Annotated in this window: 21 protein-coding genes and 1 pseudogene; 11 read left to right on the forward strand and 11 right to left on the reverse strand. The window is 68.4% G+C overall.

All coding sequences use genetic code 11. From position 1 onward, the window contains the following. Window positions 1-15 precede the first annotated feature (15 nt). Both ACP96_RS01075 and ACP96_RS01080 read right to left on the reverse strand, forming a co-directional pair. Window positions 16-2,250 carry a PAS domain S-box protein gene (locus ACP96_RS01075; RefSeq protein WP_050031793.1) on the reverse strand — a complete coding sequence of 745 codons (2,235 nt, stop codon included), beginning with the start codon at window positions 2,248-2,250 and terminating at the stop codon, window positions 16-18. A gap of 63 nt (window positions 2,251-2,313) precedes the next feature. Continuing rightward, window positions 2,314-2,499, reverse strand: a complete 186-nt coding sequence (locus ACP96_RS01080; RefSeq protein WP_050023323.1) for a hypothetical protein — start codon at window positions 2,497-2,499, stop codon at window positions 2,314-2,316. Window positions 2,500-3,067: 568 nt separating this feature from the next. Between ACP96_RS01080 and ACP96_RS01085 the strand changes: the two genes are divergently transcribed. Together ACP96_RS01085 and ACP96_RS01090 are read left to right on the forward strand one after the other, a co-directional pair. After that, window positions 3,068-3,628 carry a thioredoxin family protein gene (locus ACP96_RS01085; RefSeq protein ID WP_050031794.1) on the forward strand — a complete coding sequence of 187 codons (561 nt, stop codon included), beginning with the start codon at window positions 3,068-3,070 and terminating at the stop codon, window positions 3,626-3,628. A 143-nt stretch (window positions 3,629-3,771) separates the two neighbouring features. Beyond that, the gene (locus tag ACP96_RS01090; RefSeq protein WP_050031795.1) at window positions 3,772-4,515 is read left to right on the forward strand and encodes a ThuA domain-containing protein; all 744 of its coding nucleotides are present in this window, start codon (window positions 3,772-3,774) and stop codon (window positions 4,513-4,515) included. 567 nt (window positions 4,516-5,082) lie between these two features. On the opposite strand, the gene ACP96_RS01095 is transcribed toward ACP96_RS01090, so the two are convergent. The 3 genes from ACP96_RS01095 to ACP96_RS01105 form a co-directional block, all read right to left on the reverse strand. Further along, window positions 5,083-5,865 carry a PHP domain-containing protein gene (locus ACP96_RS01095; RefSeq protein ID WP_050031796.1) on the reverse strand — a complete coding sequence of 261 codons (783 nt, stop codon included), beginning with the start codon at window positions 5,863-5,865 and terminating at the stop codon, window positions 5,083-5,085. A gap of 82 nt (window positions 5,866-5,947) precedes the next feature. Then, a complete protein-coding gene (locus tag ACP96_RS01100) occupies window positions 5,948-7,120 on the reverse strand; it encodes an MFS transporter (protein WP_050031828.1) in 1,173 nt (390 codons plus the stop codon). A 93-nt stretch (window positions 7,121-7,213) separates the two neighbouring features. Continuing rightward, window positions 7,214-8,131 (reverse strand): PLP-dependent cysteine synthase family protein, encoded by a 918-nt coding sequence (locus tag ACP96_RS01105; protein WP_050031797.1) that lies wholly within the window; start codon window positions 8,129-8,131, stop codon window positions 7,214-7,216. 124 nt (window positions 8,132-8,255) lie between these two features. On the opposite strand from ACP96_RS01105, the gene ACP96_RS01110 reads away from it, so the two are divergent. Further along, window positions 8,256-8,675, forward strand: a complete 420-nt coding sequence (locus tag ACP96_RS01110) for a hypothetical protein (RefSeq protein WP_050031798.1) — start codon at window positions 8,256-8,258, stop codon at window positions 8,673-8,675. Between the two features lie 102 nt (window positions 8,676-8,777). On the opposite strand, the gene gfo6 is transcribed toward ACP96_RS01110, so the two are convergent. Further along, the gene (gfo6, locus tag ACP96_RS01115) at window positions 8,778-9,848 is read right to left on the reverse strand and encodes a D-xylose 1-dehydrogenase Gfo6 (protein ID WP_050031799.1); all 1,071 of its coding nucleotides are present in this window, start codon (window positions 9,846-9,848) and stop codon (window positions 8,778-8,780) included. A gap of 222 nt (window positions 9,849-10,070) precedes the next feature. Here gfo6 and ACP96_RS01120 point away from each other — a divergent pair, with 222 nt between their 5' ends. Continuing rightward, window positions 10,071-12,968 carry a hypothetical protein gene (locus tag ACP96_RS01120; protein WP_237561588.1) on the forward strand — a complete coding sequence of 966 codons (2,898 nt, stop codon included), beginning with the start codon at window positions 10,071-10,073 and terminating at the stop codon, window positions 12,966-12,968. Window positions 12,969-13,149: 181 nt separating this feature from the next. Here the strand turns inward: ACP96_RS01120 and ACP96_RS19445 are convergent, their stop codons facing one another. Together ACP96_RS19445 and ACP96_RS01130 are read right to left on the reverse strand one after the other, a co-directional pair. Continuing rightward, window positions 13,150-13,527 carry a hypothetical protein gene (locus ACP96_RS19445; protein ID WP_394296535.1) on the reverse strand — a complete coding sequence of 126 codons (378 nt, stop codon included), beginning with the start codon at window positions 13,525-13,527 and terminating at the stop codon, window positions 13,150-13,152. Window positions 13,528-14,039: 512 nt separating this feature from the next. Beyond that, the gene (locus ACP96_RS01130) at window positions 14,040-14,930 is read right to left on the reverse strand and encodes a DMT family transporter (RefSeq protein ID WP_050023338.1); all 891 of its coding nucleotides are present in this window, start codon (window positions 14,928-14,930) and stop codon (window positions 14,040-14,042) included. 188 nt (window positions 14,931-15,118) lie between these two features. Between ACP96_RS01130 and trpC the strand changes: the two genes are divergently transcribed. From trpC to ACP96_RS01150, 4 genes are all read left to right on the forward strand, one after another. Continuing rightward, window positions 15,119-15,928 carry an indole-3-glycerol phosphate synthase gene (trpC, locus tag ACP96_RS01135; protein ID WP_050031801.1) on the forward strand — a complete coding sequence of 270 codons (810 nt, stop codon included), beginning with the start codon at window positions 15,119-15,121 and terminating at the stop codon, window positions 15,926-15,928. Further along, window positions 15,925-17,229 carry a tryptophan synthase subunit beta gene (trpB, locus tag ACP96_RS01140; protein WP_050031802.1) on the forward strand — a complete coding sequence of 435 codons (1,305 nt, stop codon included), beginning with the start codon at window positions 15,925-15,927 and terminating at the stop codon, window positions 17,227-17,229. The genes trpC and trpB overlap by 4 nt, the downstream gene beginning before the upstream one ends. Further along, entirely contained in the window at window positions 17,230-18,126 is an 897-nt protein-coding gene (trpA, locus tag ACP96_RS01145; protein ID WP_050031803.1) for a tryptophan synthase subunit alpha, read from the forward strand. Window positions 18,127-18,208: 82 nt separating this feature from the next. Then, entirely contained in the window at window positions 18,209-19,000 is a 792-nt protein-coding gene (locus ACP96_RS01150; protein ID WP_050023344.1) for a 2-amino-3,7-dideoxy-D-threo-hept-6-ulosonate synthase, read from the forward strand. A gap of 27 nt (window positions 19,001-19,027) precedes the next feature. Here ACP96_RS01150 and ACP96_RS01155 read toward each other — a convergent pair whose 3' ends face one another. After that, window positions 19,028-20,605, reverse strand: a complete 1,578-nt coding sequence (locus ACP96_RS01155) for an HTTM domain-containing protein (RefSeq protein WP_050031804.1) — start codon at window positions 20,603-20,605, stop codon at window positions 19,028-19,030. 124 nt (window positions 20,606-20,729) lie between these two features. Here ACP96_RS01155 and ACP96_RS01160 point away from each other — a divergent pair, with 124 nt between their 5' ends. Beyond that, window positions 20,730-21,902: a 3-dehydroquinate synthase II gene (locus ACP96_RS01160; protein ID WP_050031805.1), complete on the forward strand. Its 1,173-nt coding sequence runs from the start codon at window positions 20,730-20,732 to the stop codon at window positions 21,900-21,902. Between the two features lie 132 nt (window positions 21,903-22,034). Here ACP96_RS01160 and ACP96_RS01165 read toward each other — a convergent pair whose 3' ends face one another. After that, entirely contained in the window at window positions 22,035-22,427 is a 393-nt protein-coding gene (locus ACP96_RS01165) for a winged helix-turn-helix domain-containing protein (RefSeq protein WP_050031806.1), read from the reverse strand. 99 nt (window positions 22,428-22,526) lie between these two features. Here ACP96_RS01165 and ACP96_RS01170 point away from each other — a divergent pair. Beyond that, window positions 22,527-22,841: pseudogene (locus ACP96_RS01170) on the forward strand (DUF7509 family protein); the annotation flags it as partial. Between the two features lie 84 nt (window positions 22,842-22,925). After that, a complete protein-coding gene (locus tag ACP96_RS01175; protein ID WP_050026275.1) occupies window positions 22,926-23,540 on the forward strand; it encodes a hypothetical protein in 615 nt (204 codons plus the stop codon). A gap of 125 nt (window positions 23,541-23,665) precedes the next feature. Here ACP96_RS01175 and ACP96_RS01180 read toward each other — a convergent pair whose 3' ends face one another. After that, a complete protein-coding gene (locus tag ACP96_RS01180; protein WP_050031807.1) occupies window positions 23,666-24,556 on the reverse strand; it encodes a mechanosensitive ion channel family protein in 891 nt (296 codons plus the stop codon). Between the last annotated feature and the right edge of the window lie 48 nt (window positions 24,557-24,604).

The following is a 24,604-nucleotide window of genomic DNA, read 5'->3' on the forward strand; positions in this document are numbered from 1 at the left end:
CCCGCAAAGCGTTCCTCAGGGCCGCTCGACGCCTGTGAACTCGAAGCGGGCGCCGCCGTCATCGCCCTCCGTCAGCGTCACCTCCCAGCCGTGGGCCTCCGCGATGCGCTCGACGATGGCGAGCCCGAACCCGGTTCCCGACTCTGAGGTGGTGTGGCCGCTCTCGAACACCTCGTCGCGGCAGTCTTCCGGGATCCCGGGGCCGTCGTCCTCGACGTAGAACCCGTTCGGGAGATCGCCGACGACGACGCGGTCCCCGCCGTGTTCGGCCGCGTTCCGGAAGAGGTTCTGGAGCAAACGCTTGAGCCGGCCGGGGTCCGCGAGCACGTCGCGTTCGGTCTCGACGGCGATTTCGATCGAGCCGGCCGTCTCGTCCTCTCGGCCGCCGTCATCGTCGTCGCCCACGCCGTCGATCGACCCGAGCGCCTCGTTCGCGTATCGGGTCGCCAGCTCGCCGAGCGGGACGGGATCGACCGACCCCACGGCGTCGCCCTGCCGGGCGAGGGTAAGCACGTCGTCGATCAGCCGCTCCATCTCGTCGAGCGCGGTGTCACAGCGGTCGAAGTACGACTCGTTGCCCGTCTCTCGGGCGAGCCGGAGGTACCCGGAGAGCACGTTGAGCGGGTTCCGGAGGTCGTGCGAGACGATGTTCGCGAACTCGTCGAGCCGCTCGTTCTCGCGCTCGATCCGGCGCTCGTACGCCTTCCGCTCCGAGATGTCGCGGCTGGTGGCGAGGAACCGGTCCTCGCCCCGCACGTCGACGCGGCGGACGTGCACCTCGACCGGGAACGTCGTGTCGTCAGCCCGTCGAAACGTCGTCTCCAGTCGGCGCGTCTCGCCCATCTCGATGCGCTGCCAGAGGTCGATCCCCTCCGCCGGGTCCAGCTCCGCGTCGATCTCCCAGACGTCCATCCCCGCGATCTCCTCGCGGTCGTAGCCGAGCTCGGCCGCCATCACCGGGTTCGCGTCGACGATCTCGCCCGCCTCGTCGTGGATGTCGATCATGTCCGGGGAGTCCTCGAAGAGGGCCTCCAGCCGAGCCGACGTGCGTTCGAGTTCCCGCTGGCGGCGGCGCTTCTCGGTCACGTCGCGGGCGACCCCGAGCACCCCGTCGAACTCGCCGTCGATGACGAGCCGCCGGAGCCCGAAGTCGACGATCGCGTCGGACCGGTCGGCGAGGTCCAGTTCGACCGACCCGGACAGCGTCTCGCGGTCGCCGGAGACCAGCGCCGCGAACGGGTCGTTGTCGCTGGTCTCCCGAAGCCGCTGTAACAGGGGGCTCTTCCGACCGACGAGTGCCTCGCGGGTCGAATCGTACACCTCGGTCAATCGGTCGTTGACGACCGCGAACCGTCCGTCGGCGTCGTACAGGGCCACGGAGTCGGGAAGTTCGTCGACGAGGCGCCGATAGCGCTCCAGGTCGCGCTCGCGCTGTTTCTTCTCGGTCACGTCCCGGAAGTACACCGACAGTCCGGTGTCGGAGGGGTAGGCGTCGATCGCGAGGTCCAGATCCGGGCCGTCGAAGTGAAACTCGAAGTCGGCCGGCTCCCCGGTCGCCATCGCCTCGCGGAACCGCTCTTCCAGTTCGGTCCCGCGGAGCGCCTCGAACCGGTCCCAGATCCGGTCGCCGAGCAGGTCGTCGGCATCGCGGTCGAGCAGCTCCGCCGCCTGCTCGTTGAGGTACGAGAGTCGCCAGGACTCGTCGATGCCGCAGAACGCGTCAGTCATCCGGTCGAGGTGCTCCGTCACCCGGCACTCGGTGTGCGACCGAGACACGACGCGCTCGACTCGGGACGCGAGCGTCGCGTAGGGGTCGTCGGTGTCGTCGGTGTCGTCGGTATCGGCGAGATCCTCGGTGTCGGCGTGGCCCTCATCACCGCCCACCGGCAGGTACTCGTCGACGCCCGCGGCGACTGCCTCGCTCGCGACCGCTTCCGACCCGCGGGCCGTGAACAGCACGAATGGGAGGTCGTCGACGCGGTCGCGAACGGCGCGGAGGAACTCGACGCCGTCCATTCCGGGGAGATCGTAGCCGCTGACGACGCAGTCGACCTCGCCGGAGTCGACGACGCCGAGGCCCTCAGTCGCGTCGGCGGCCGCCGTCACCGCGAACCGGGAGGCGCGGGCCTCGATGGCCGACGCTGCGCGATCCCCGACAGCCGGCTGATCGGCGACGAGGAGCACTCGCACCGGTTCGGACCGCGTATCTGCCGCGAGCGCGTCCGATCTGCGATCCTCCCGTGTCGTCATCTGTTTGGGTGTCGAGTCTCCGACATGGTAATTATTGCTATTCTGATTGTCAGGTCCCCCTCGTCACGCCGACGCGTACGCGACGACGGCGCTGGACGCGACGTACCCGATCGCAGCCAGGATAAGGGCCGCGACGAGCGCGACCGCGAACTCCCGAGCGATCGCGAACGCGAGCAGGAAGCCGGCCATGCCGACCGCGTTCGCACACAGCAGCCGGAGCGTTCGGTAGGACGGCTCTCGGGTGGACATAGCCGCGCTACGACTCCTCGGACCAAAAACCCACGAGTCGCCGGCAGGCCGAGAGCGTCGGCACGCGGTTCGCCGCCGATCGCGACCTGAGTCGGTTTCGGGGGAAGCGGGGAACGGTTTAGGACGGATGCCGCGGCCACCCGCCCCAATGCGACCGCGAGACGACCCGGCGGAGCGGGGCCGAGATCCGACAGGACGGCGACGCCGACCAAACGCCCGGGAACGGGCCCGTCCTCGCCGGGACAGCGAGACTACTCCGCGCGGGAGGGAGTGCCGAGCCGGAGCGTCTCCGGCCCTCGTTCCGGGTGCGACGCTCGCCGCGCTGGGCGTCGTCGCGATCCTCGCGGCGGTGCGGTCGGCGAGCGGCCTTCTCCGAGAGTGGTCCCTCGCGCTCGCGGTCCCTCTCGCCGTCGCGGGGTGTTGGTTAGGCGCGCTCGCCGTCGCGCACGTCGCGGCCAGAGTGGCCGCGAGACGGGTCGGTGAGGGGCGGTGAAACCCGCAGCGACGGTCCCTCTCGTCGATGACCCCCCGCGGAACGGTTTTGGGGACGGCGCGGAAAGTGACGCGTATGGTCGCGATGGAATCCGACTCGGAGCTCGACCGGGGCGACGCCGCGCCCGCGTTCGATCTGCCGGGCACCGACGGCGAGACGCACACGCTCGAGGACTTCGACGCGGACGCCCTGCTCCTGGTGTTCACCTGCAACCACTGCCCGTACGCGCAGGCGAAGTTCGACCTCCTCAACGACCTGGCGGCCGAGTACGACGACCTGGCCGTCGTGGGGATCAACCCGAACGACGCCGCGGAGTACCCCGACGACTCCTTCGAGGCGATGCGCGAGCGCGTCGCCGACGGGACGATCGCGTACGACGCGTACCTCCGCGACGAGACCGGCGAGGTCGCGGACGCGTACGGCGCGGTCTGTACCCCCGACCCGTTCCTGTTCGGCCGCGACGGCGACGACTTCCGGCTCCGGTACCACGGCCGGCTCGACGACGCGCTGAACCCCGACGACGAGCCGACCGAGTTCTACGTCCGCGACGCCGTCGACGCGGTCCTCGCCGGCGAGGAGGTCGAGGTCCCGGACCGCCCCTCGCGGGGCTGTTCGATCAAGTGGCCGGAGGAGTGAGGGGCGGACGGGACCGAGCGGCGGCGCTTTTTAAGTAGCCCGCGCGGGTGAGGACGTAGCTACGCAGATTACTTATAAGCGAAGAGCTCTGTCCGACCGATCTGGATGCGATCCTACAAGTCGCTCCGCTGGTAAGTGGGAACATGGCACGTGTCACGGTCTGGAACGAGTACCGCCACGAGCGCGAGAGCGACGCGGTCGCCGACGTGTACCCCGATGGGATCCACGCGGTCGTCGCGGACGCGCTGGAGGAGGCCGGCCACGAGGTCCGGACCGCCACCCTCGACGAGGGGCCGGATCACGGGCTCACCGAGGAGGTGGTAGCCGACACCGACGTGCTGACGTGGTGGGGCCACGCGGCCCACGACGAGGTGCGCGACGAGGTCGTCGACCGGGTTCACGAGCGCGTCCTCGACGGGATGGGCCTGTTGGTGCTCCACTCCGCGCACTACTCGAAGATCTTCAAGCGGCTGATGGGAACCAGCTGCTCGCTCAAGTGGCGGGAGGCCGCCGAGACCGAGCGGCTGTGGGCGGTCGAGCCGGGCCACCCGATCGCAGACGGGATCGGCGAGTACGTCGAGCTCGACGAGACGGAGATGTACGGCGAGCGGTTCGACGTTCCGGCGCCGGACACGCTCGTGTTCACCTCCTGGTTCGCCGGCGGCGAGGTGTTCCGCTCCGGCTGCTGTTACCGCCGCGGCAACGGGCGGGTGTTCTACTTCCGGCCCGGCCACGAGACGTACCCGATCTACCACGACGACGACGTGCGACAGGTGCTCCGGAACGCTGTCGCGTGGGCCGAGCCGGGTGACGGCCCCACGCCCGACTTCGGCAACGCCGACCCGATCGAGGAGATCGACACCGACGACGACCGGACGGTCCACTGATCGGAGCGTCCGCGGTCGGCGGTCGCGGCGCGGTCACCTCTTCTCTGCGATCTTGATCGATTGCGGGAGTGGATATAGCAAATTGGTGGAACGGTTATTTATAAGCGATCGAGTGATGTTGCTGGCGGCTGTTTATAAGCGATCGACGGCACTGCGGTGAACACCTCCAAAGCCCCAGCCGTTGCGGGCGGCGCACGCTCGCTGCGCTCCTCGGTCGCTCGTTACACTCGCTCCCTGCGGTGCTTGGGTCGCCTGCGCCGCCCGCAACGGCTGCCCCTTTGAGTCCCACCCCGCACCGCAACCGCACAGCCTCACGCCTCCCCAGCCTCGTCGCTGGCGCCGACGGCGCCAGCGACTCCCTCGCGCGGCGCTCCTCGCGCCCTACGGCCGCTCGGAGGCGCGCGCCACCGCACAGCCGGGTCCATTTATAAGCGATCATCGCAGCCGGTTATCACTATTTAAATATTGTATTACTGCCGACAAGCTGCAACACGCACTCTCGCTATCGATCACTGCTGCGTCTGTACTGACCGCCTCCCGGTTAGCATGTCTCTCTTGCTAAGGATTTCAACAGATTCTCTCCAACCGGACGGGCTCTAGGCCGCGCCGGTCCAGTTCGGCCTCGATCTCGTCGAGCCGGGGCGCGATGACCGCCGGCTCGTGGCTGTCGGTGCCGACGCTCACCCGGAGGCCGGCGTCGACGATCCGGTCGAGGAAGGCGGGCGCCGGGTGGAACTCCCCGTAGTCGTCGAGCAGGCGCCCGGCGTTGATCTCCGGGACGGTCCGCGAGCCCCGGAACGCCTCGGCGACCGCGGCGTAGTGGTCCTCGGTCGCGAACCCGCGGAGGTGCGGGTTGCGCTCGATCAGGTCCGGATGCGCGGCGATCGCGAACAGCTCAGCGTCGATCAGCGCGACCAGCTTCTCGAAGTACCGGTCGACGAGCGCCCGTCGTTCGTCGGCGGGTTTGTCGGCGAAATGCGAGCGCGTGTGGACGTTCGCGCCGTCGAGCTCGTGGACGCTCCCGATCGCGTAGTCGAATCCCGCCTCGTCGAGGAACTCCGCGATCGCCCCCTCGTGGGCGGGGTCGTAGTCCATCTCCGCGGCGTCGTACACGTCGATATCGACGCTGGAGTCCGCGCGGACTTCTTCGATCGCCTCGCGTCGTCGCTCGTAGGTCAGATCGAGGTTGAAGCCGAGCGCGCGCTTGAACCGCGCCGCGCTCGGGTCGGGCGAGACGTTGCAGTGGTCGGCGATTCCCACCCCGTCGACTCCCGCGTCGGCGGCGGCGTTCACCATCTGGCGGAGGAACGCGCCGTCCGAGTAGTTCGTGTGGACGTGGTAGTCGTGCACGGACCGAATTGGTTCCGGATCGACTCGTAGTTTCGGGTCGGGTGTGACTTCATCCCACGGGCCTGCCGGCCGCCGCCCCGCGTCAGTACCCCGTTCCGAGCGCCCAGTTCGCGGCGAGCACGGCGAACGTGACTCCGAACAGCACCGCCAGGATCGCGAAGGAGACGCCCCAGCCGAACAGGTCGGCCGCCAGTCCGACGCCGAAGGAGCCCGCGGAGCCGATCACGGTGTAGACGGTTCGGGCGAGCCCGAAGCCGGCGCCGCGCTCCGCGTCGCCGAGCGCGTCCATGAACCGCGGGTCGATCGCCGAGAAGAAGCTCGCGCCGGAGCCGGCCAACAGCACCGCGACCGCGACGCCGACGAGTCCGGGACCGAGGACGAAGGCGGCGGTGCCGACCGCGCCCGCGAGCATCGCCGCGCCGATGGCGGCGTCGCGGCCCACGCTGTCCGACAGCCGACCGAGCCCCACCTGCGCGACGGCGCGGACGACGAAGAACGCGGAGAAGACGCTGGCGGCGAACGCCGGCGAGTAGCCGCGGAACTCGACGAGAAAGGTCGGGAGAAAGGACATCACGCCCTGCACGACGTACGTGCCGGTCATCGCGACGAACAGCGGGAGGAGGACGCTCGGCCGCGAGAGGAGCTCGACGAGCGGCGCGAGCGCGAACCGCTCCCGCATCGGCTGGTCCGGGCGCCGCGGCTCGGTCGGCCGGACGCGCCACGCGAACAGCAGGAACACCGGCGCGCCGACCAGCGCGGCCAGCGCGACCGCGGGCCGCCAGCCGTACCGGAACCCGACCCACGCGGCGGCGACGGGCGCCACGAGCCCGGCGATCGGTCCGCCCGCGGAGTGGAGCCCGAACGCCGTGCCGATGTCGTCGAAGGTCCGCGAGAGCAGCGTCGTCGCCACCGCGTAGTGGAGTCCGGCGACGAGCCCTAGACACACCGCCGCCAGCACGAAGGCGGGGAAGACGGGCGCGAGCGCGAGGACGACGCTCATCGCCGCGGTGCCGCCGACCGCGACGAGGATCACGAGGCGCTCGCCGTACCGGTCCGCGAGCACGCCGCTCGGGAACTGGGCGGCGCCGTACGCCAGCCACATCCCGGAGAGCGCGACGCCGATGGCGGTGTTCGACACCGCGAAGTCGTCGACGATCAGCGGGACGACGGGGCTGATCGCCAGCCGGGCGAAGTACGTCACCAGAAACGCGAGCATACACAGCGACAGCACCGTGTGTCGGTACTGCCAGCTCATCCGACCGTCACTGGCGACTCGTCGGGGCGGTCCGCGGTCAACGCTTTCGGTTCCGGACGACATCGCATCGGTCCTCGATCGCGGCGCCCGTGCTCACTCGTCGAAGGTGCCGGCGGTGAGGTAGCGCTCGCCGCTGTCCCAGAAGACGGTGACGACGAGGGGCTCCTCGCCCGCGAACGCGCCCGACTCCCGGAGCTCGGCGGCGACCTCCTTGGCCGCGAGGTTGGAGGCGCCGGAGGACTGCCCGACGAGCAGCCCCTCCTCGCGCGCGAGCCGGCGGCACTCGGCCTCGGCGCTCTCGATGTCGACCGTGTGGACCTCGTCGAGCAGGTCCGTGTCGAGGTTCGGCGCGATGAAGCCCGGTCCCATCCCCTGAAACGCGTCGATTCCGGGCTCGCCGCCGGAGAGGACGGCGTTGTCGCTCGGCTCGACCGCGTCGATCCGTACGTCGGGGAACGCCTCCCGGAGGCGCCGCCCGATCCCGGTGATGGTCCCGCCCGTGCCGACGCCCGCGACGAGGGCGTCGACGGTGCGGTCGTCGACCTGCTCGAGGACCTCCGGGCCGGTGGTCTCGTAGTGGGCCCGCGGGTTCGCGGGGTTCTCGAACTGCCGGAGCTGAACCATTCCCTCGTCGCGCTCAAGTGCGTCGGCGCGCTTCTTGGCCTCGGAGATGTCGCCGTCGACGAGCTCCACGTCGGCGCCGTACGCGCGCATGAGCCGCCGGCGCTCGACAGACTTGCCCTCCGGCATCACGAGCGTCACGTCGTACCCCTTCACCGCGCCGACCATCGCCAGCCCGATGCCCGTGTTGCCGGAGGTGGGCTCGACGATCCCGTCGCCGGGCGTCAGATCCCCTGACTCCTCGGCGGCCTCGACCATGTACTGCGCCGGGCGGTCCTTCGCGGAGCCGCCCGGGTTGCGCGACTCGACCTTCGCGGCCACCGTCGTCTCCGGCGGCGAGTCGACTCGCACGAGCGGCGAGCCGAGCGTATCCAACGCGTCGTCGTCCATGTGCGACCCGACGGGAGCGCCACTCAAATGCCCCGCGGACTGCGGCAAGTCGTGTCCGGCGGGCACCTCCCGAGCGGTTGCCACCGACGCGGCGTTTACAAGCGTCGCCGGCGTACGACCGAGCATGACGCTCGAAACGCTCGATCCCGACTTCGACGACGCCGACGATGCTGCCGACGCCCCGGCTTCCCCCGACGCCGAGGAGTTCGATCCCGCCGTGCTCGACGCGCTCGGAGGCCACGACTACCGGTTCAAGGTGTGGGGCGGCGACTGGTGCGGCGACTGTCAGCGACAGCTCCCGGCGTTCGGCGCGGCGCTCGCCGCGGCCGGCGTCCCCGGCGATCGGATCGAGGACTTCCCGGTGACGAAGGGCCCGGACGGCAAGGAGGGCGAGGGCGTCGACGAGTACGGGATCGAGCTGATCCCGACGGTCGTCGTCGAGACCGCCGACGGCGAGGAAGTCGCGCGCTTCGTCGAGGAGGAGGACGTGTCGATCGCGGCGTTCCTCGCGGGCGAGCTTGCGGGCGTGGACGTTCCGACGTGACGTGACGGCGGAAGCGGATTCAGCGGTCCGGAGTTCGGTCGTCGAAACGCCCACTGTCGAACGCGAAACCGTCGATACTCACGGGCAGTTGGTCCTCCGTGCTCACAGATCGAGTTCGACGCGTCTGCCGCTCTCGGCGGACTCGTAGAGGGCACGGATGGCGCGCATGTCAACCATACTGTGGTCGCCGTCGGGTCCGAGGTCGAGACCGTGCTGGAGGCGATTGGCGAAGTAGTCGAACTCCTCGCGCATCTGGTCGACCGGTTCCGGTCGGTACTCGCCCTCGATGTCCGGCCCGGATATCCGGAGCACCTTCCGGGTGTTCGGGAAGAACAGCCCCTCGATGCTCAGTTCGCCTTCGGTGCCGACGAACCGGAGGCTCGACGTCACCGTCGCGCTATGGGAAACCGTACACGAGGCGAGCTTGCCGTCGGGGAACTCAAGCTGGAAGGCTCCGTGTTCGTCAGTTCCCTCGTAGGCGGGGTGCTCTGACTCCGTCCGGGCGTACACCGCCTGCGGGTCCTCCTCCAAGACGAACCGGATCGTGTTCAGCGGGTAGATCCCGATGTCGTTGAGCGTCGTCCCTCCCGCCAGGTCTGGGTCGAACCGCCAGCTCGTCTCGTCGACGGCGTCGAGGACCGTGTCCGACATGTGCCCGACTATCGAGACGACGTCGCCGATTGCGCCGTCCCCGATCAGCTCTCGAGCGCGGCGAACCACCGGTTCGGTCTGGAGCCGGTAGGCGACCATCAACGGTACGTCCGCTTGGCGGCAGGCATCGACGGTCGCCTGTGCGTCCTCGACGGTCGCTTCCAGGGGCTTCTCGCAGAGAACCGCCCTGCCCTGTCCAACCGCGGCCTCGACGTGCTCGCGGTGGAATCCGTTCGGCGTGCAGACGTACACCGCGTCGTACGCGTCGCTCGCCGCGCCGCCGGCGTACTCGTCGTACGTGAGCGTCGCTTCGATACCCTCCAGGTCTGCCGCGACGTCCTCGGCCTTCTCGGTGCTGGAACTGACGAGGGCCGTCGTCGTGCAGTACTCCGCGTTTTCGACGGCAGGGATCGCCTGTTCGCGCGTCCACCATCCGAGCCCGACCATGGCGAACCGGATCGGGTCGGCGTCGGTGGGCTTCTCCCAGTCACGTCCGCTGAAGCTTTCGAGGTTGACTTCCATGGGCGACAAATCCCCCCCCACGACAAATAGTCTTCATGTACGAGATGAACAGCAACAGTTGGAGTGTGAAAGCGAGCAAATCCAAACCACTCCCCATCGCTCCGCGGCCGCATCCGCAAGTTGACGGTCAGCGATAGAACAAGGAGCGGCTACCACTTGGAGACTACAACGACGATTTGTACCATCGTTCCTTTTTATAGATGGCGTCGATGTCCCCTGGGTATGGTACGACCCTCCCGTCGGGGCTTCCTCGGGGGAAGCGCCCTGACGCTCGCAGCGCTGACAGGGGTTCTGAACCCCGAAACCGACGCGCAGAGTTCCGGCCGACCGACCGATCTCGACCTCGACATGTCGGGCCCGCTCGCCGACGCATTCCTCCCCGTTCCGGCGGGCGACGCGCTGTCGACGACGTACGCGACGGTCATTGCGGAGCGCATCGACGCCGACGCGGCGGAGGACCTGAGCTACCGCGCCCGTTCCGTGACCGAGCGGCTCGACATCGACGCCGACGAGTTGGCTGCGACGGTCGCGGTCACGCCGTCCGAACGCGGGTTCCAACTGCTGGCGGCAGCCGGCGGGTTTGACCGACTCGACCACGGTGAGACGATCGCGGTCGGCGAGGGAGACGGTGCGTCAAACGACGACATCCCCACGGAGGCCGAGACGACGGACAAACTCCCCGCCGGCTGGCGACTCACCGATGACGGTGAGACCGCGTTCGTCACCGGCGAGGGCGTGGCGGCCGCCGCGACCGGCAACGAGAGTCCGCCGAGTCCTCGCGGTCGTTCGGACACGTCAGGAGACGCCACGACCGACTGGCGGCTCGAAGCTGCTCGCGCCGCCGGCCGTGCGGCCGCCGGTGAGGCCGACCGCGTTGCGGAATCGCCGTTGGGCACGGCTGCCCTCCCTCGTCTCGGTGGGTTCGAAACGGTGCTTTTGGTTCCGGACGCCGCCGGCGGTCCGTTTCCGCCCGCGGTTCCCGACGACGTGGACGCATTCGCTGTCGGCTTCGAGACCGACCCTGACGATCTCAGAGACCTCGACGGAACCGCGGAGAACGCGTACGTGATTCGCCCGGCTGCTGACGCCCGCGGGCTCGACGACGAGACCATCGAGCGACTCGTGAGTTCCGTCGATCCCGCCGTCCCGGTCGAGATGGAGGTCACCCGAACTGACGGACTCGTGCTCGTCGACGCGGTCGTCGAGGCCCCGCCGGAACTCGACCGCGAGGCGTCGCCGGACGCCGGAGTCCGGTCGCAGTTCGACCGTGCCGCCGGGACAGTGACGTTCGAACACGTCGAGGGCGAGCCGGTGCCGGCCGACGAGCTGGAGGTGTGGCACGACGGCGAGGAGGTGAGCGACGCGGTCCTCGACGGCGAGGAATTCACGGCCGGCGACGAGATCGCGATCGAGACCGGACTGATCGCAACCGTCACGCTGCGGTGGTTCGACCCGGACGCGAACGTCTACGACACGTACGCTCGCGAACGGGTCGACCGCGAGGCGTTCGCCGTCGACTACGACATGAGTGCCGAGACGGTGGAGCTCGGCTACGAGGCCGAACGCCCCGCCGACGCACACACCCTTCGGCTGGTCCACCGCGGCGAGGACGGCGTCCAAACGGTCGGAGACGAATTGACCGACGGAACGCTCGAACCCGACGACGCTGTCACCGTCGAGGACGTGTCGATTGGCGACAGTGTACAGCTGGAGTTCGACGTTGAACAACCTCGGGGTGGCGGCTCGCTCGTCCATTACCGTGCCCGTCCCCCGCGCGTTTGGATCCACTCGCGCCCCGAGGAAGGGACTACGGTACAGTACAACGGAGAGGAGTCTCGTCCCGCTGACGCGTTCGTGACGCTGAACGACGGAGAGCCCACAGACGTGCAGTTCGCCGACGAGCACGACACGCTCTCGGGCGACGAGGAGCTGGTTCTCGGCGACCTTCCACTGGGGAGTACAGTCGCAGTCGAGTGGCGCGAGCCGGACGAGCCGACCGTCATCGCCGAAGAGGAGGTCGTCCCGAACACGCGCGCGTCGATGGAGTACGACCCGGACGCGGGCGAGATCACGGTCCAGCATCGGAGCGGCCGGGCCCTTCCGGCTTCGGAGTTAGAGCTTCAGGCCGGTCGGACCCCGACCGATGTCCAGCCCGCGGACGAACTCGACGAGTTCGGACCCGACGACTCGTTCAGCGCTCCGGTGCCGCCGCTCTCGCGGGTCCGACTCGTGTGGACCGGCGGCGACCGCGACCACCATCTCGGCGGCGCGACCACGGCAGGCGACGCGGTCGCGGCGACCTACGACGTTGACGCCGAGGCCATGACGATCGAGTACGTCGGTGAACAACCCGCTGACCCCGATCGGCTGCGCGTGTCGGTGAACGGCGCCGACGGATCACGGGGGCGAGAACGCGATCAGGAGCCGGCGTTTGCGGTCGAGCACGACGAACTCACGGCGGGAGACACGATCACGGTCGACGACGTCGGGCTCGACGAAACCGTGATCGTCAGCGTCCACACCGAGTTCGAGAACGGTTCGGCGACCAGTTCCGTCGCTCACTTCTCGGGGACCCCCCGCCGCGGATTCGTCGTCGATGACGGAGACGACGACGAAGCGTCAGCGACGACGCTCCGCTACGTCGGCGAGGTTCGCCGCGACGCCGACGCCTTCCGGGTTCTGATCGACGGTGAACCCGCACCGGACCAGCCTGCCGACGAGACGGACCGGCTGACTGGTGGGGAGACGCTGTCGCTCGGCGATCTGTCCGCCGGTACAACGGTTGCTGTCGAGTGGACGGCCGGCGGCGAGACCCGAACCGTGACGGAGCACGTGATTCCCCCGCAGGCGACGTTCGAGGTCGCGTATGAACCGGCCGACGACGCCGAGGGAGGCGTCGTGACGGTCTCCCACGTCGGCGGTGACACACTGGACGCCGACCGCGTTGACGTGGTCGTGGAACCGGCGACTGAGGGATTGCGCCCGTGGGATCCCGACGCCGACGAGGTGGCCGCCGGCGACGAGATGAGTGTCACGGTCGACACGAGACCCGAGATGGCCGTCGTCGTCTTCAACGAGAGCGAGGCACTCCACCGCGAACCGTTCGACCAAGACGGGTAAGGGAGCCTTTTGACATCCTCTCACGGGACACATACGTAACAGGGGGCGCCTGTTTATTCTACAAAATATTGTACTGAATATAGAGTTCCAACGGGGCTTGGACGATTAGCATTCGGGGAAATATCGAGAGACAGCATAACCGAAAGCACCACCGAGAGGCGCGGTTGAGGGAGCATAACTCCTACGCGTGGGTCTCATCGTCGTCATCCGAAACGACGTCGTCAACGCCGGTCGGTCCTTCGAGACGAACGGCGTGACGTGTATGCCGCGCATGGGCCTCTGCCCAGCGCCGAGCGGGTCGCTCTGAGAGAAACTGGTCACCGTCCGGGCAGCGCTGGCACTGAACGATCCACGGAGTCACGTCATCCGGGAAGTGACCGGTGTGACGCTCGTGGTCGAGCGCGAACTGCTCGATCGCATGGCTTCCCGGACCGAGATCGGCAAACTCGGTGTCGAGTGTCCACTCTCGATCACAACGAGTACACGAAACGGTCGGTACCTCGGTTTCGTCGTTCGGAGCCGAATCGTCCGTCACGGCTCCGCTTCGTCCCGAGGCCACTTCAACGGCGACCACTGTGGCTTCGTGTGATCGCGCCACCACCAACGATCACGACGAGTGGATCGTCTCCACGACCATTCTCAGAGCGTTCGAACGGGTGATCCGTGTCACCGAGGCTGTTGTCTGTCGTGCGCTATTCGACCGTCTGAAGACCCGACTCGAGGGCGTCAACCGCGCGCTCAAGCTACGGGCGGTCGATCGTCGCGCGGTGGCTGGTCGCGCCGTCGTCACTCGGCATGTGTCGGGGTCGCCTCGACGCACGGATTACTGTGGCCCGGCCGGTTCCGAACGGTTCCGGAGGGTCGCGCTCTCGGTGGCGTCTCCGGGGTTCGGTGGTTCCGGATGGTCGGTTACTCAGGATCGCCGTCGACCGACAGCGGGTGTCGCGTCGGCGTCGTTCCCTCGGGGCCGATTCCGAGCAGGGGTATCGTCTGCAGAGACGAGCAGACAGCGGGCGCCGTGAGTTCTCTCGGCGTGGGTGATACTGGTGGAGCCACCAACTGTTCGTACCGCTATGGCCGAGGCAGCGCCCGCCACTTCGCGGCGACGAACCCCGCGAAGATGAACGCGAATCCGGCGACGGTCGCTGGCGTCACGTCCTGCCCGAGCACGAGCCAGCCTGCCAGCGCCGCGAACACGGGAATCACGTACTCGATGAAGCTCATCTCGATTGGGCCGAGGTCATCGAGGAGTGTGAAGTACAGCAGGAAGCCGCCGACGCCGGCGACCGCGGAGAGGTACGCGATGGCGCCGAGCGCGGACGGCGTCCACGTGGCGGCCGCGAACGACTGGCCGGGGAGCGCAAGCACGGCGGCGTGGAGGACGACCGCGCCGACGGCCATCATCCACGCCTGCGTGGAGAGGAACGGCATCGACGGTGATCGGCTGTGGGTGACGACCGCGGCGACGGCGAACGCGAGCGCGGACGCGAGCACGAGCGACACACCGAGGACGCTGTCCGCGATGTTTGCGGGGTCGGGGTCAGCGATGATGATGACGCCAACGAACCCGAGCGCGACGCCGAGCGCGGTGGCGCCGGTGAACTCCGCGTCGGTGGAGACGAGGCGCGTGAGCGCGGGCGTCACCACGGGGACGAGACCCAACAGAACGGCGGCGACGCCGCCCGTGACGTACCGCTGGCCGGCGAAGAGGAACGCGTGGTGGGCGCCGATGATGAGCGCGCCGCCGATGAGCACGTAGACGTAGTCGTCCCGAGTTCGGGGGCGGAACTCAGTACCGGAGGCGAAAACGGCGGCGAACAGCAGCGCGGCGGCGATGTCGAAGCGCACGGCCGCGAACGGCACCGCGGGGAGGTCCGCGAGGCCGACATCCGTCGCCATAAACGCCGTTCCCCAGACGGCACACAGTAGCAGGTAACGGCCGGCCGTCCGGTAGCGACTCATTCACGAGGAGGTCGCCGCCAACGGCGAAATATGCGTCGAACCGCTCCGCCTATCCGAGCGTCCGGACGCGCGTGGCGACGGCGGTAATAGTATTTTATAGATAGTACCACTCGTTGACGTTCTGAGATTCCTTCACGTCCCCTTCCCCCGCAAGCCTTATGAACAGATACGTGCATTAGTGTACACTAATGGAGGATCAATCCGAGCTGGCCCCGGCGGTCAGATCGATCCTGTCGGCGGCCCGCGACCGGGCGGCCGAGGGCCGATCCGGCGAGGTCGCCGTCGAGCCGCGTGACCTGCGGGCGGCGTTCGACCGCGCCGAGGCCGACGGGCGCGTCCCCGTGATCGCCGAGGTGAAGCCCACGAGCCCGACGACGGAGGGCACCCGCGAGGACGATCCGGTCGCGCTCGCGGAGGGGATGGTCGCCGGCGGCGCGGCCGCGCTGAGCGTGCTCACCGAGCCGGCGCACTTCGGCGGGAGCACCGACACGCTCGACCGCGTGCGCGAGGCAGTCGACGTGCCAGTCCTCCGGAAAGACTTCGTCGTCGCCGAGTCGCAGCTCGACGCCGTCGCAAGCGACGTGGTCCTGCTGATCGCGCGGTTCGTCGGTGACGACCTCCCCGACCTGCTCGCTGCCGCGCGCGACCGCGGCTTCCAGGTCCTCGTCGAGGTCCACGACCGCGAGGAGCTGGACCGCGCGCTCGACGCGGGCGCGACGATCATCGGCGTGAACAACCGCGACCTCGCCGAGCTGGTCGTCGACCTCGAAACCTTCGAGTCGGTGGCGCCCCGCGTCCCCGACGACGTGACGCTGATCGCCGAGAGCGGCATCGGCTCGCTCGCCGACGTTCGCCGGATGCGCGCGGCGGGCGCCGACGCCCTCCTCGTCGGTAGCGCGATCATGGACGGCGACGTGGAGGCGAACACGCGTGAGTTGGTGCGGGCGGAGGCGGACGACGAGAGCGACACCAGAGACACCACGGAGACACCCACATGAGCGAGACCGAATCATCGACGAGCGAGGTTGGAGAGCTTTCGCGACGGCCCGGCCGCGAGCGCGGCCGCGACGACGGGAAGTTCGGCCGCTACGGCGGCCAGTACGTCCCGGAGGCGCTGATGCCCGCGATCGAGGAGCTGACAGACGCCTACGAGCGCTACGTCCTCGACAACGAGGACGGGTTCATGGACGAGTTCCGCGAGCGACTCGCGGACTTCGGCGGGCGGCCGACGCCGCTTCAGCGCGCCGACCGGCTCTCGGAGCGCTACGACACGGAGGTGTACCTCAAACGGGAGGACCTCCTCCACGGCGGCGCCCACAAGCTGAACAACGCGCTCGGGCAGGTCCTGCTCGCGAAGTACATGGGCAAAGAGCGGATCATCGCGGAGACGGGCGCCGGCCAGCACGGCACCGCGACCGCGATGGCGGCCGCGCACCTCGACATGCCCTGTACGATCTACATGGGCGAGCGCGACATCAACCGCCAGCGACCCAACGTGTTCCGGATGAAGCTCAACGGCTCGGAGGTGAAGCCGGTGACGACGGGTCGGGGCACGCTCAAGGAGGCCATCTCCGAGACGATGCGCGACTGGGCGGAGACGGTCGAGGACACCCACTACGTGATCGGGTCGATCGTCGGCCCGCACCCGTTCCCGGTGATGGTCCGCGACTTCCAGGCGGTCATCTCCGAGGAGGCGCGCGAGCAGTCGATCGAGAAGACGGGCGGGCTCCCGACCGACGTGGTCGCCTGCGCGGGCGGCGGCTCGAACACGATGGGGGCGTTCGCCGACTTCGTCGACGACGAGTCGGTCGACCTCCACGCGGTCGAGGCCGGCGGCTCGACGCTGGAGGTCGACGAGGAAGCGGGCGTGGCCCCGAACTCGGCGTCGCTGTACGCGGGCGACGAGGGCGTGCTCCACGGGGCGCGCACGAAGCTCCTGCAGGATTCCGACGGCCAGATAATGGAGAGCCACTCGATCTCCTCCGGGCTCGACTACGCCGGCGTCGGCCCCGAGCTCGCCTACCTCGTCGACGAGGGGCGGGTGAGCCCCGTCGCCGTCGACGACGACGCGGCGTTAGAGGGGTTCCACCGGCTCTCCTCCACGGAGGGGATCATCCCCGCGCTGGAGACGGCGCACGCGTTCGGCTTCTTGGAGGAACACCACGAGGACCTCGGCGAGCGCGTCGTCGTCAACGTCTCCGGGCGCGGCGACAAGGACCTCGACGCCGCCATCGAGGAGACGGACCAGCGCGACATCGACGAGGCGCCCGACATGTCGATGTTCACGGGGGGGATCTGAATGGCCGATACCGGAAATTCGGAGGCCATCGCCGAGGCGTTCGCCGACGGTCCCGCCTACGTCCCGTACCTCGTCGTCGGCGACCCGGACTACGAGTCCTCGAAGGCGTACGTCGAGGCGCTCGACCGCGGCGGCGCTGACGTGATCGAGCTCGGGCTTCCCTTCTCCGAGCCGATCGCGGAGGGGTCGACGATTCAGGAAGCGCTCGTCCGCTCGCTCGACGCGGGGATGACGCCCGACCGGTTCTTCGCGTTCGCGGAGGAGCTGGATGTGGACGCCGCGTTGGTCTGCATGACGTATTATAACCTCATTTACCAGTACGGGGATAGCGAGGCGCGGAGCGCCTCGGACGCGAGCGGTGAAACCGCGAGCGCCGGCCCCCGACCCTTCGTCGAGCGCGCCGCCGCGGCCGGCATCGAGGGGCTCGTCGTCCCCGACCTCCCGGCCGAGGAGGCCGACCCGCTGCGGGAGGCCTGCGACGAGTTCGGGCTCGACCTCGTCTTCATCGTCGCGCCCACCACGCGCGCGGACCGCCTCGACCGGCTCATGGAGCGCGTGTCCGGGTACGTGTACGTCCAGGCCCGGCTCGGCACGACCGGCGCCCGCGACGACGTGTCCGACCAGACCACCCAGAGCCTCGACCGGCTCCGCGAGTACGACGTGCCGAAGGCCGTCGGGTTCGGCATCTCGGCGGGCGAGCACGCCGAGCGCATCGTCGCCGGCGGCGCCGACGGGATCATCGTCGGTTCGGCGCTCGTCGACATCGTCGCCGAGGGCGTCGAGGACGACCTGTCGACCGCCGAGATCGCCGACCGGCTGGAGGCGCTCTCGCGGGAACTGAAGGAGGGGGCCGAGCGCGGCTACGCCGCGCGCGTCGAGCCGGCGGAGTCGCGGTGATCGCGGCTTCGAGCCAATACGTCCCCGAACGAAACCCACTTACCTACGATTGCCACACTCTCACACAACGACCGACACCATCATGACAGCAGGACTCTCGGCACGACTCGACCGCATCTCCACGAACGACCGGTACCTCATCGTCCCCATGGACCACGGGCTCACGATGGGCGCCGTCGACGGCCTCGTCGACATCGAGTCGACGATCGACGGCGTGACGAGCGGCGGCGCGGACGCGGTGCTCACCCAGCGGGGGATCGCGCCGCGCGTCCACGAGAACAAGAACGACGCGGGCTACATCGTCCACCTCAACGGATCGACGACGATCGGCCCCGACGAGAGCGACAAGCGCGTCACCGGCACTGCCGAGGACGCGGTGCGCGCGGGCGCCGACGCCGTCTCCTTCCACATCAACGTCGGCTCCGACCACGAGCCGGACCAGATCGAAGAGCTCGCGGAGCTGACCGCCGACGCCGACCGCCTCGGCCTCCCCGTGCTCGCGATGGCGTACGCGCGCGGACCCGGCGTCGACGAGACCGATCCCGAGGCGCTCGGGCACGCGGTACGGCTCGCCGAGGAAGTCGGCGCCGACGTGGTGAAAACGGGCTACTCGGGCGACGGCGACTCCTTCGAGCGCGTCACGGAGTCGACCCGGCTCCCGGTCGTCATCGCCGGCGGCTCGAAGGGGACCGACCGCGACACCGTCGAGATGGTGCGCGGCGCGATGGACGGCGACGCGGCCGGCGTGTCGATGGGGCGATCGATCTTCCAGCACGAGGACCCTGAGGGGATCGCCCGCGCGGTGTCGGCGGTCGTCCACGACGACGCGAGCGTCGACGACGCGCTCGCCGCGGGCGGGTTTGTCGAGGCGTAGCGGTCCGATCCGTTTCGACGTTCAGGCTCAGCAGGCGGCGCGTATCCGCTCTTCTCTCACCGACTCACCCACCGGCCCGTTGGGATCGACCGGCTGCTCGACGTGGAAGACGGTCACGGACTCCACGCTGCGGTCCGATCGCTCACAGACGTACGCCGCCACCGGTCGATACCGCGACTCCCCGGCGTTCTTCATCCTGAATCCGAACTGGTGCCAGAGGGTCGTCGGATAGGCCTCCGCAGCGTCCGGCGGTCGGTCGTACGTGACCGCCTCCCCGTGGTGCACGTCGATCGATTCGCCCGATTCGAGCGTCCCCCGGATGACGTACCAGCTGGAGGCGTCCGGCGGGTTCGGCGCGAAGAACGACCAGCTCACCTCCGACAGTTCGCCGCCGGATTCCGACGCCGGGAGATCGACAAGCCCGACACCCGCGGCCTGCCACCACACGAGCGCGAGGAAGAAGCCCGCGAGCAGCAGGACCGCTCCCACCCGGATCCCGCGGCGAACCCGTGACTGAACCGGAGACGCGACCTCGGCCGCGCTTCCGCCGTCGTCTCGATCGGTCTCGCTCGCGTCGCCGCCGCTTCGGTATGCCCGCTCCGCAGGCCCGGAGGAGCCGTGGAGCTTCGACGCGGCGGCCTCGACGCAGTTCCAGACCCCGGGCGGGAGAAACAGGAGCAGGATCGCGATCATGACGAACGGGAACACGCCGAGCCGCATCGTCGCGGCCATGCCGAGGTGCGCGGAGACGAACGCGAGTGCGATCCCGGCCCTCAGCCACCCGGTCGCGACGACCAGCAGAACGGACGCCGAAAGGAGCGCGATCCAGAGCCAGTTTACCGCCGCGAGAACCGCGGCGTGTTCCGAGAGAAGCGGCCCCAGTCCGACAGTGAGCTCCCCTAACTGGAAGATCCGAGGGACCGCGACACCAGACATCCACGCGTCGCTCCGGTACTTGGAGACCGCGTTCGCCGCGTAGATCGACACGAGCGTCAGGAGCGTGACGGCCGTTCCGAGCGAACAGACTCGCGGAGCGACGCCGTCCTCTCGCTCCTCAGCACCTCGCCCGCCGGCGGTATCTCGCTCCGTGCGATCGCCCCATCGATCCGCACCCAGCGACCAGCGGGCGTCGAGCGGGAGAAAGAGGCTCAAGAAGAGGAACACGACCAGAATCGTGTTCCCGCCGTTGATCACGTACGGGTTCCGAGCGTACAGCGACGCGAGCAGGACGACCGAGAGACCCGTCGACGCCCGCGTCCGATAGCCGACGAGCAGGCCGACGGTGGCGCAAACCGCGACCGCTATCAGTCCCGTCTGTACCCACATCGACCCCGAGATCGCGTGGATCGAGACGGCCTCCAACAGCGGGAACACTTCGGCAAGCGTCGAACGCGGAAGGACGCCGCCGTCCGTGTAAAACGCCCTCACCGCCGGAAGCCGAAAGACTAGCAGGTCCCCGAGGATGCAGAGCGCCACCGCGATTCGGAACGCGCCGAGGGCTCGCGGATCGATCCCGAGAGACGGCGTGGCCCGCTCGCGGAGGGACTCGCGTGCCGCCGCGTATCGGGAACCCGCCTTCGAGAGGCGCTGGCGTGGTGGCGTCATTCGGTCGTTGACTCAAACAGTGTGATCTCACTGGTAAGTGCTTTGTCATCGGAACGCCGCGCCGTCGCCCGCAACGCACGACCCTTCCGCAGTTTTCAAGCACGCCCGCCGTGAGGTTCCGACAATGACACGCACGGTCTGGGTGAAAGCCGACGGGGACGTCGGCGACTGGGAGGCGCGCAAGCGACGGATCACGGCCGCCATCGAGGCCGGCGCGGACTGGGTGCTCGTCGACGAGACCGACGTGGGCCGCGTCCGCGACCTCGGCGACATCTCGGTCGCCGCGTTCCGCTCCGAGGCGGACGTGATCGACGACGGCGAGAACGGTCCCGAGGCCGACGCCTACTTCGTCGGGAAGGGCGGCGAGGGGGACGGCACGATCGACATGCCCGAGGACCTGTCCGGGTCCGCGGACCTCACGACGGTCCGGCGGCGCGACGACCGGGCACAGGGCGTCTACGTCCGGGTGCTCGGCACCGAGTACGAGCGCTTCGCCGAGGAGGCCGCCGACGACGCCGAGTTCACCGTCGTCGTCGGCGAGGACTGGTCGATCATCCCGCTGGAGAACCTGATCGCGCGGGTCGGCGAGGAGACGCACCTCGTCGCGGGCGCGACCACCGCCGCCGAGGCGAAGACCGCCTTCGAGACGCTGGAGATTGGCGCCGACGGCGTCCTTCTCGACACCGACTCCCCGGACGAGATCCGCGGCGCGGTCGACGCCCGCGACGCCGCCGACCGCGAGACGCTCGACCTCCGGCACGCCGAGGTGACCGCGGTCGAGCGCACCGGGATGGCCGACCGCGTCTGTATCGACACCGGCTCGCTCATGGACGACGACGAGGGGATGCTCGTCGGGTCGATGTCGCGCGGGCTGTTCTTCGTCCACGCCGAGACCGCGGAGTCGCCGTACGTCGAGTCGCGCCCGTTCCGCGTGAACGCCGGCGCGGTCCACGCGTACGTCCGCAACGCCGAGGGCGGCACCAACTACCTCGCGGAGCTGACGAGCGGCGACGAGGTGCAGATCGTCGACACCGCGGGCCACACCCGGGAGGCGATCGTCGGGCGCGTGAAGATCGAGAAGCGGCCGATGTTCCGGATTCAGGCCGAGGTCGAGACGGAGGAGGGCGTCGACCGCATCGAGACGCTGATCCAGAACGCCGAGACGGTGAAGGTCGCGACCGCGGACGGGAAGAAGGCGGTCACCGACTTAGAGGAGGGCGACGAGGCGCTCGTCTACTACGAGGACGTGGCGCGTCACTTCGGTGAGGCGGTCGAGGAGAGCATCATCGAGAAGTGAGTGGTCGAACGCAGTGAGACCACTACAAACGAGCGGGCCTGTGGCCCGCGAGTAGCGGGACCGACCGGATGGGAGGTCTCGTAGGCGAACGGCGAAGCCGCGAGCATCGTTATCGCGGAATCGGGAGCGTGTTTACGAATACGCGTCGTCGAACTCTCGTTCGCGTCGCATCAACTCCTCAACGCCGTGTTCAAGGATCCCGCGCCCCATTCCGGTCGGTCGGTAGTACGTGTAAAACCCCTGGCTGTCGGCGGTGCGTCGCTGACGCTTCTCCACGAGGCCGACATCCACCAGTTCGCTGAGGTGGTAGTGGAAGTTGGGAGCGTCGGCGCCGATCACCCGATTCAGCTCGGTCGCGCTCAGCTCGTCGTTCGCGACGAGCGTTCGGAGGATTCGGAACCGCATCGGATGGCCGATCGCCTGCTGCATCGCGAGGTACTCTTCGAGCGTCAGCCCGCTCTCCTCCGGGAGCGGCGGCTCGGGACGGCGTATCTCGCCCGGAGACCGACGATCTGTTTCACCCATCTCTCATGAGAGCGATAAATCGCAATTCACTTAACCGTTCTCTAGTCGAATATTTTTGACAAACCCGATATTTATATACTACCCGCACGGTACGACCACACCGTCTTCATCGCCCCGCAGGTGGGCGATAACCTCGGCGTCGGGATCGAGATCGGAAGCGTGTTCGAAGATCTGCTGGCTACTGAGGAGATGGATCGACCGGCGGCCGAGGCGACGCCGCCGGAACGAGCACGTCGAATGATGGTCGCGACCGAACCGTCTGTCCGGAGCGCGATGCTCGGATCGGTTCACTCCCGATGGGACGCCAGCGTGCGAACGTTCTCCGACGCGGCCGACTGCTGCCGTCTCTGTGCGCAGTTCAGCACGCATATTCAAAACGAGGAACTATACGGGTCGCTCGCGAGGAAAGACTGACCTCGGGTCGTTCGTGTCGGCTCGCTCGTTTCGGTGATTGCGTCGATCACAACGACTATCAAATAACTGAATGATCATTGTCACATGGCTGTCAGTCACGAGACCAGTCGCGTCGCGGACGGGAACGTAATAGAGCGCGTTCAGCACCTCGCGAACGCCGCGAACCCGGCGTTCGCAGCCGGGAGTCTCCTTATTCCGTTGGTCTTCCTCGGCGCGAGCCTCCTCCTTTCGAGCACGGAGCTGCTCTTCTACACGCACGTCGCGGCGGGCGCGGTGTGGTTCGGCTTCGCGCTGATCTTCCCGGCGATCATCGGCCCGACGCTCGGCGGGCTCGATGCGGAGGCGTCGGCCGCGGTGAACACCGCGCTCATTCCGAAGGCGGTCTTCTTCCTCGTCGGCTTCTCGCTGACGACGGTGCTCTCGGGAACGGTGCTCCTGACGCCCGAGATCGGGCTCGGCTACGGGTTCGCGGGGCGGTGGTCGGGGCTCGCGCTCGGCGTCGGCTGGGGCCTGTTCGCGTTCGGGCTCGCGGTCCCGCACCGCCTGCAGCTCAGCGCGTACTACGAGACGCTCTCGCCGGATCCCGACGCCTCGCGGCTCGAAGCGATCGAGAAGAAGAACCTCGTCGTCGGACTGTTCGAGGCGGCCGTCATGCTCGGGCTCATCGTGTTGATGACGGGGTTCCGGCTGGGAGCGTAACGGCGCTGTCGACATCCCGGATCACCGAAGAGAGCGGAGAACGTCTCGCGCTGGAGGGCGAAGAGGAGTCCAACGACCCTCGTCGATCAGCGTGTTTCCGGCCGCCGGCTCTGTCGCGGTCGCGTTCAGTCGCCGCTCGAAGCGGATGACTCGGGGGCACGCTCCGTCACGGTCACTTCCCCCGAGAGTGACTGCGCAGACGGGGGCGCGAGCGCGATCCCCTCCTCGTCGAAGCGCCGTTTCACCGTCCGGCGGAAGTCAGAGCGGATCGTCGTCAGGTCCCTATCTCTCGGATCGTCGATCCAGAACTCCGCCTGTATCGTGATCGCGTTCTCGCCGAGTTCGACGAGGCGTGTGTTCGGCGCCGGGTCACTGAGAACCGGATCGAGAGCCGCGGCGATCCGTTGTAACTCCAGTAGGGCCCGCTCTGCGTCCTCGTCATAGGCGACGTACGCTTGCTCCGTGATTCGATACGTATTCCGACCGTAGGGCCGGGTGATGGCGTTGGTCGTGAGTTCGGTGTTGGGGATCGAGACGGTCTCGTTGTCCGGCGTCCGGACCCGAGTGACGCGGAAGTCGACCGCCTCGACGGTGCCGCTCCCGCCCTGCCACTCGATCCAGTCGCCGACGTTGAAATCCGGGTCGGCGACGAGGAACATTCCACTGATGAGCGACCCGAACACCTGCTGACCGGCGATCCCGAGAGCGAACGTGAGCGCCGCGATAATGACCGCCGACTCGGAGAGCACCCGCCCGTAGCCGGCGGCGATGATGCCCGTGAGGATCGCAAACCCGATCAGAAGCACCTGAAGATACGTCTTCGCCGCGGTCTCGATCGTGGGATTATTCCGGTTACGCGTTCTGACGACGCGGGTGATGAGGGGAATGAGAAACGCCTGGCCGACGAGATAGATAACTCCGAACCCCACGAGAAACCAGAACAGCTCCGAAAACACCTGATTGTACGCCGAGAAGATGTCTGTCGCCCATTTCGGCGGAGAAATCTGGCCGATCATGCGCTGCGTATCGCGGCGTGTCGGTAAAAATCCCGGCTGCTAGGTGCG

The sequence above is a fragment of the Halorubrum halophilum genome, assembly GCF_000739595.1.
GTDB classification, from domain to species: domain Archaea; phylum Halobacteriota; class Halobacteria; order Halobacteriales; family Haloferacaceae; genus Halorubrum; species Halorubrum halophilum.

Coding starts and splice junctions, on each gene's coding strand:
- trpC (WP_050031801.1), top strand. CDS start 15,119: ATGGAGGATCAATCCGAGCTGGCCCCGGCGGTCAGATCGATCCTGTCG.
- ACP96_RS01090 (WP_050031795.1), top strand. CDS start 3,772: ATGGCACGTGTCACGGTCTGGAACGAGTACCGCCACGAGCGCGAGAGC.
- trpB (WP_050031802.1), top strand. CDS start 15,925: ATGAGCGAGACCGAATCATCGACGAGCGAGGTTGGAGAGCTTTCGCGA.
- ACP96_RS01175 (WP_050026275.1), top strand. CDS start 22,926: ATGGCTGTCAGTCACGAGACCAGTCGCGTCGCGGACGGGAACGTAATA.
- ACP96_RS01130 (WP_050023338.1), bottom strand. CDS start 14,930: ATGAGTCGCTACCGGACGGCCGGCCGTTACCTGCTACTGTGTGCCGTC.
- ACP96_RS01075 (WP_050031793.1), bottom strand. CDS start 2,250: ATGACGACACGGGAGGATCGCAGATCGGACGCGCTCGCGGCAGATACG.
- ACP96_RS01160 (WP_050031805.1), top strand. CDS start 20,730: ATGACACGCACGGTCTGGGTGAAAGCCGACGGGGACGTCGGCGACTGG.
- ACP96_RS01100 (WP_050031828.1), bottom strand. CDS start 7,120: ATGAGCTGGCAGTACCGACACACGGTGCTGTCGCTGTGTATGCTCGCG.
- ACP96_RS01165 (WP_050031806.1), bottom strand. CDS start 22,427: ATGGGTGAAACAGATCGTCGGTCTCCGGGCGAGATACGCCGTCCCGAG.
- ACP96_RS01105 (WP_050031797.1), bottom strand. CDS start 8,131: ATGGACGACGACGCGTTGGATACGCTCGGCTCGCCGCTCGTGCGAGTC.
- ACP96_RS01150 (WP_050023344.1), top strand. CDS start 18,209: ATGACAGCAGGACTCTCGGCACGACTCGACCGCATCTCCACGAACGAC.
- ACP96_RS01120 (WP_237561588.1), top strand. CDS start 10,071: ATGGTACGACCCTCCCGTCGGGGCTTCCTCGGGGGAAGCGCCCTGACG.
- gfo6 (WP_050031799.1), bottom strand. CDS start 9,848: ATGGAAGTCAACCTCGAAAGCTTCAGCGGACGTGACTGGGAGAAGCCC.
- ACP96_RS01085 (WP_050031794.1), top strand. CDS start 3,068: ATGGTCGCGATGGAATCCGACTCGGAGCTCGACCGGGGCGACGCCGCG.
- ACP96_RS01080 (WP_050023323.1), bottom strand. CDS start 2,499: ATGTCCACCCGAGAGCCGTCCTACCGAACGCTCCGGCTGCTGTGTGCG.
- ACP96_RS01155 (WP_050031804.1), bottom strand. CDS start 20,605: ATGACGCCACCACGCCAGCGCCTCTCGAAGGCGGGTTCCCGATACGCG.
- trpA (WP_050031803.1), top strand. CDS start 17,230: ATGGCCGATACCGGAAATTCGGAGGCCATCGCCGAGGCGTTCGCCGAC.
- ACP96_RS01110 (WP_050031798.1), top strand. CDS start 8,256: ATGACGCTCGAAACGCTCGATCCCGACTTCGACGACGCCGACGATGCT.
- ACP96_RS01180 (WP_050031807.1), bottom strand. CDS start 24,556: ATGATCGGCCAGATTTCTCCGCCGAAATGGGCGACAGACATCTTCTCG.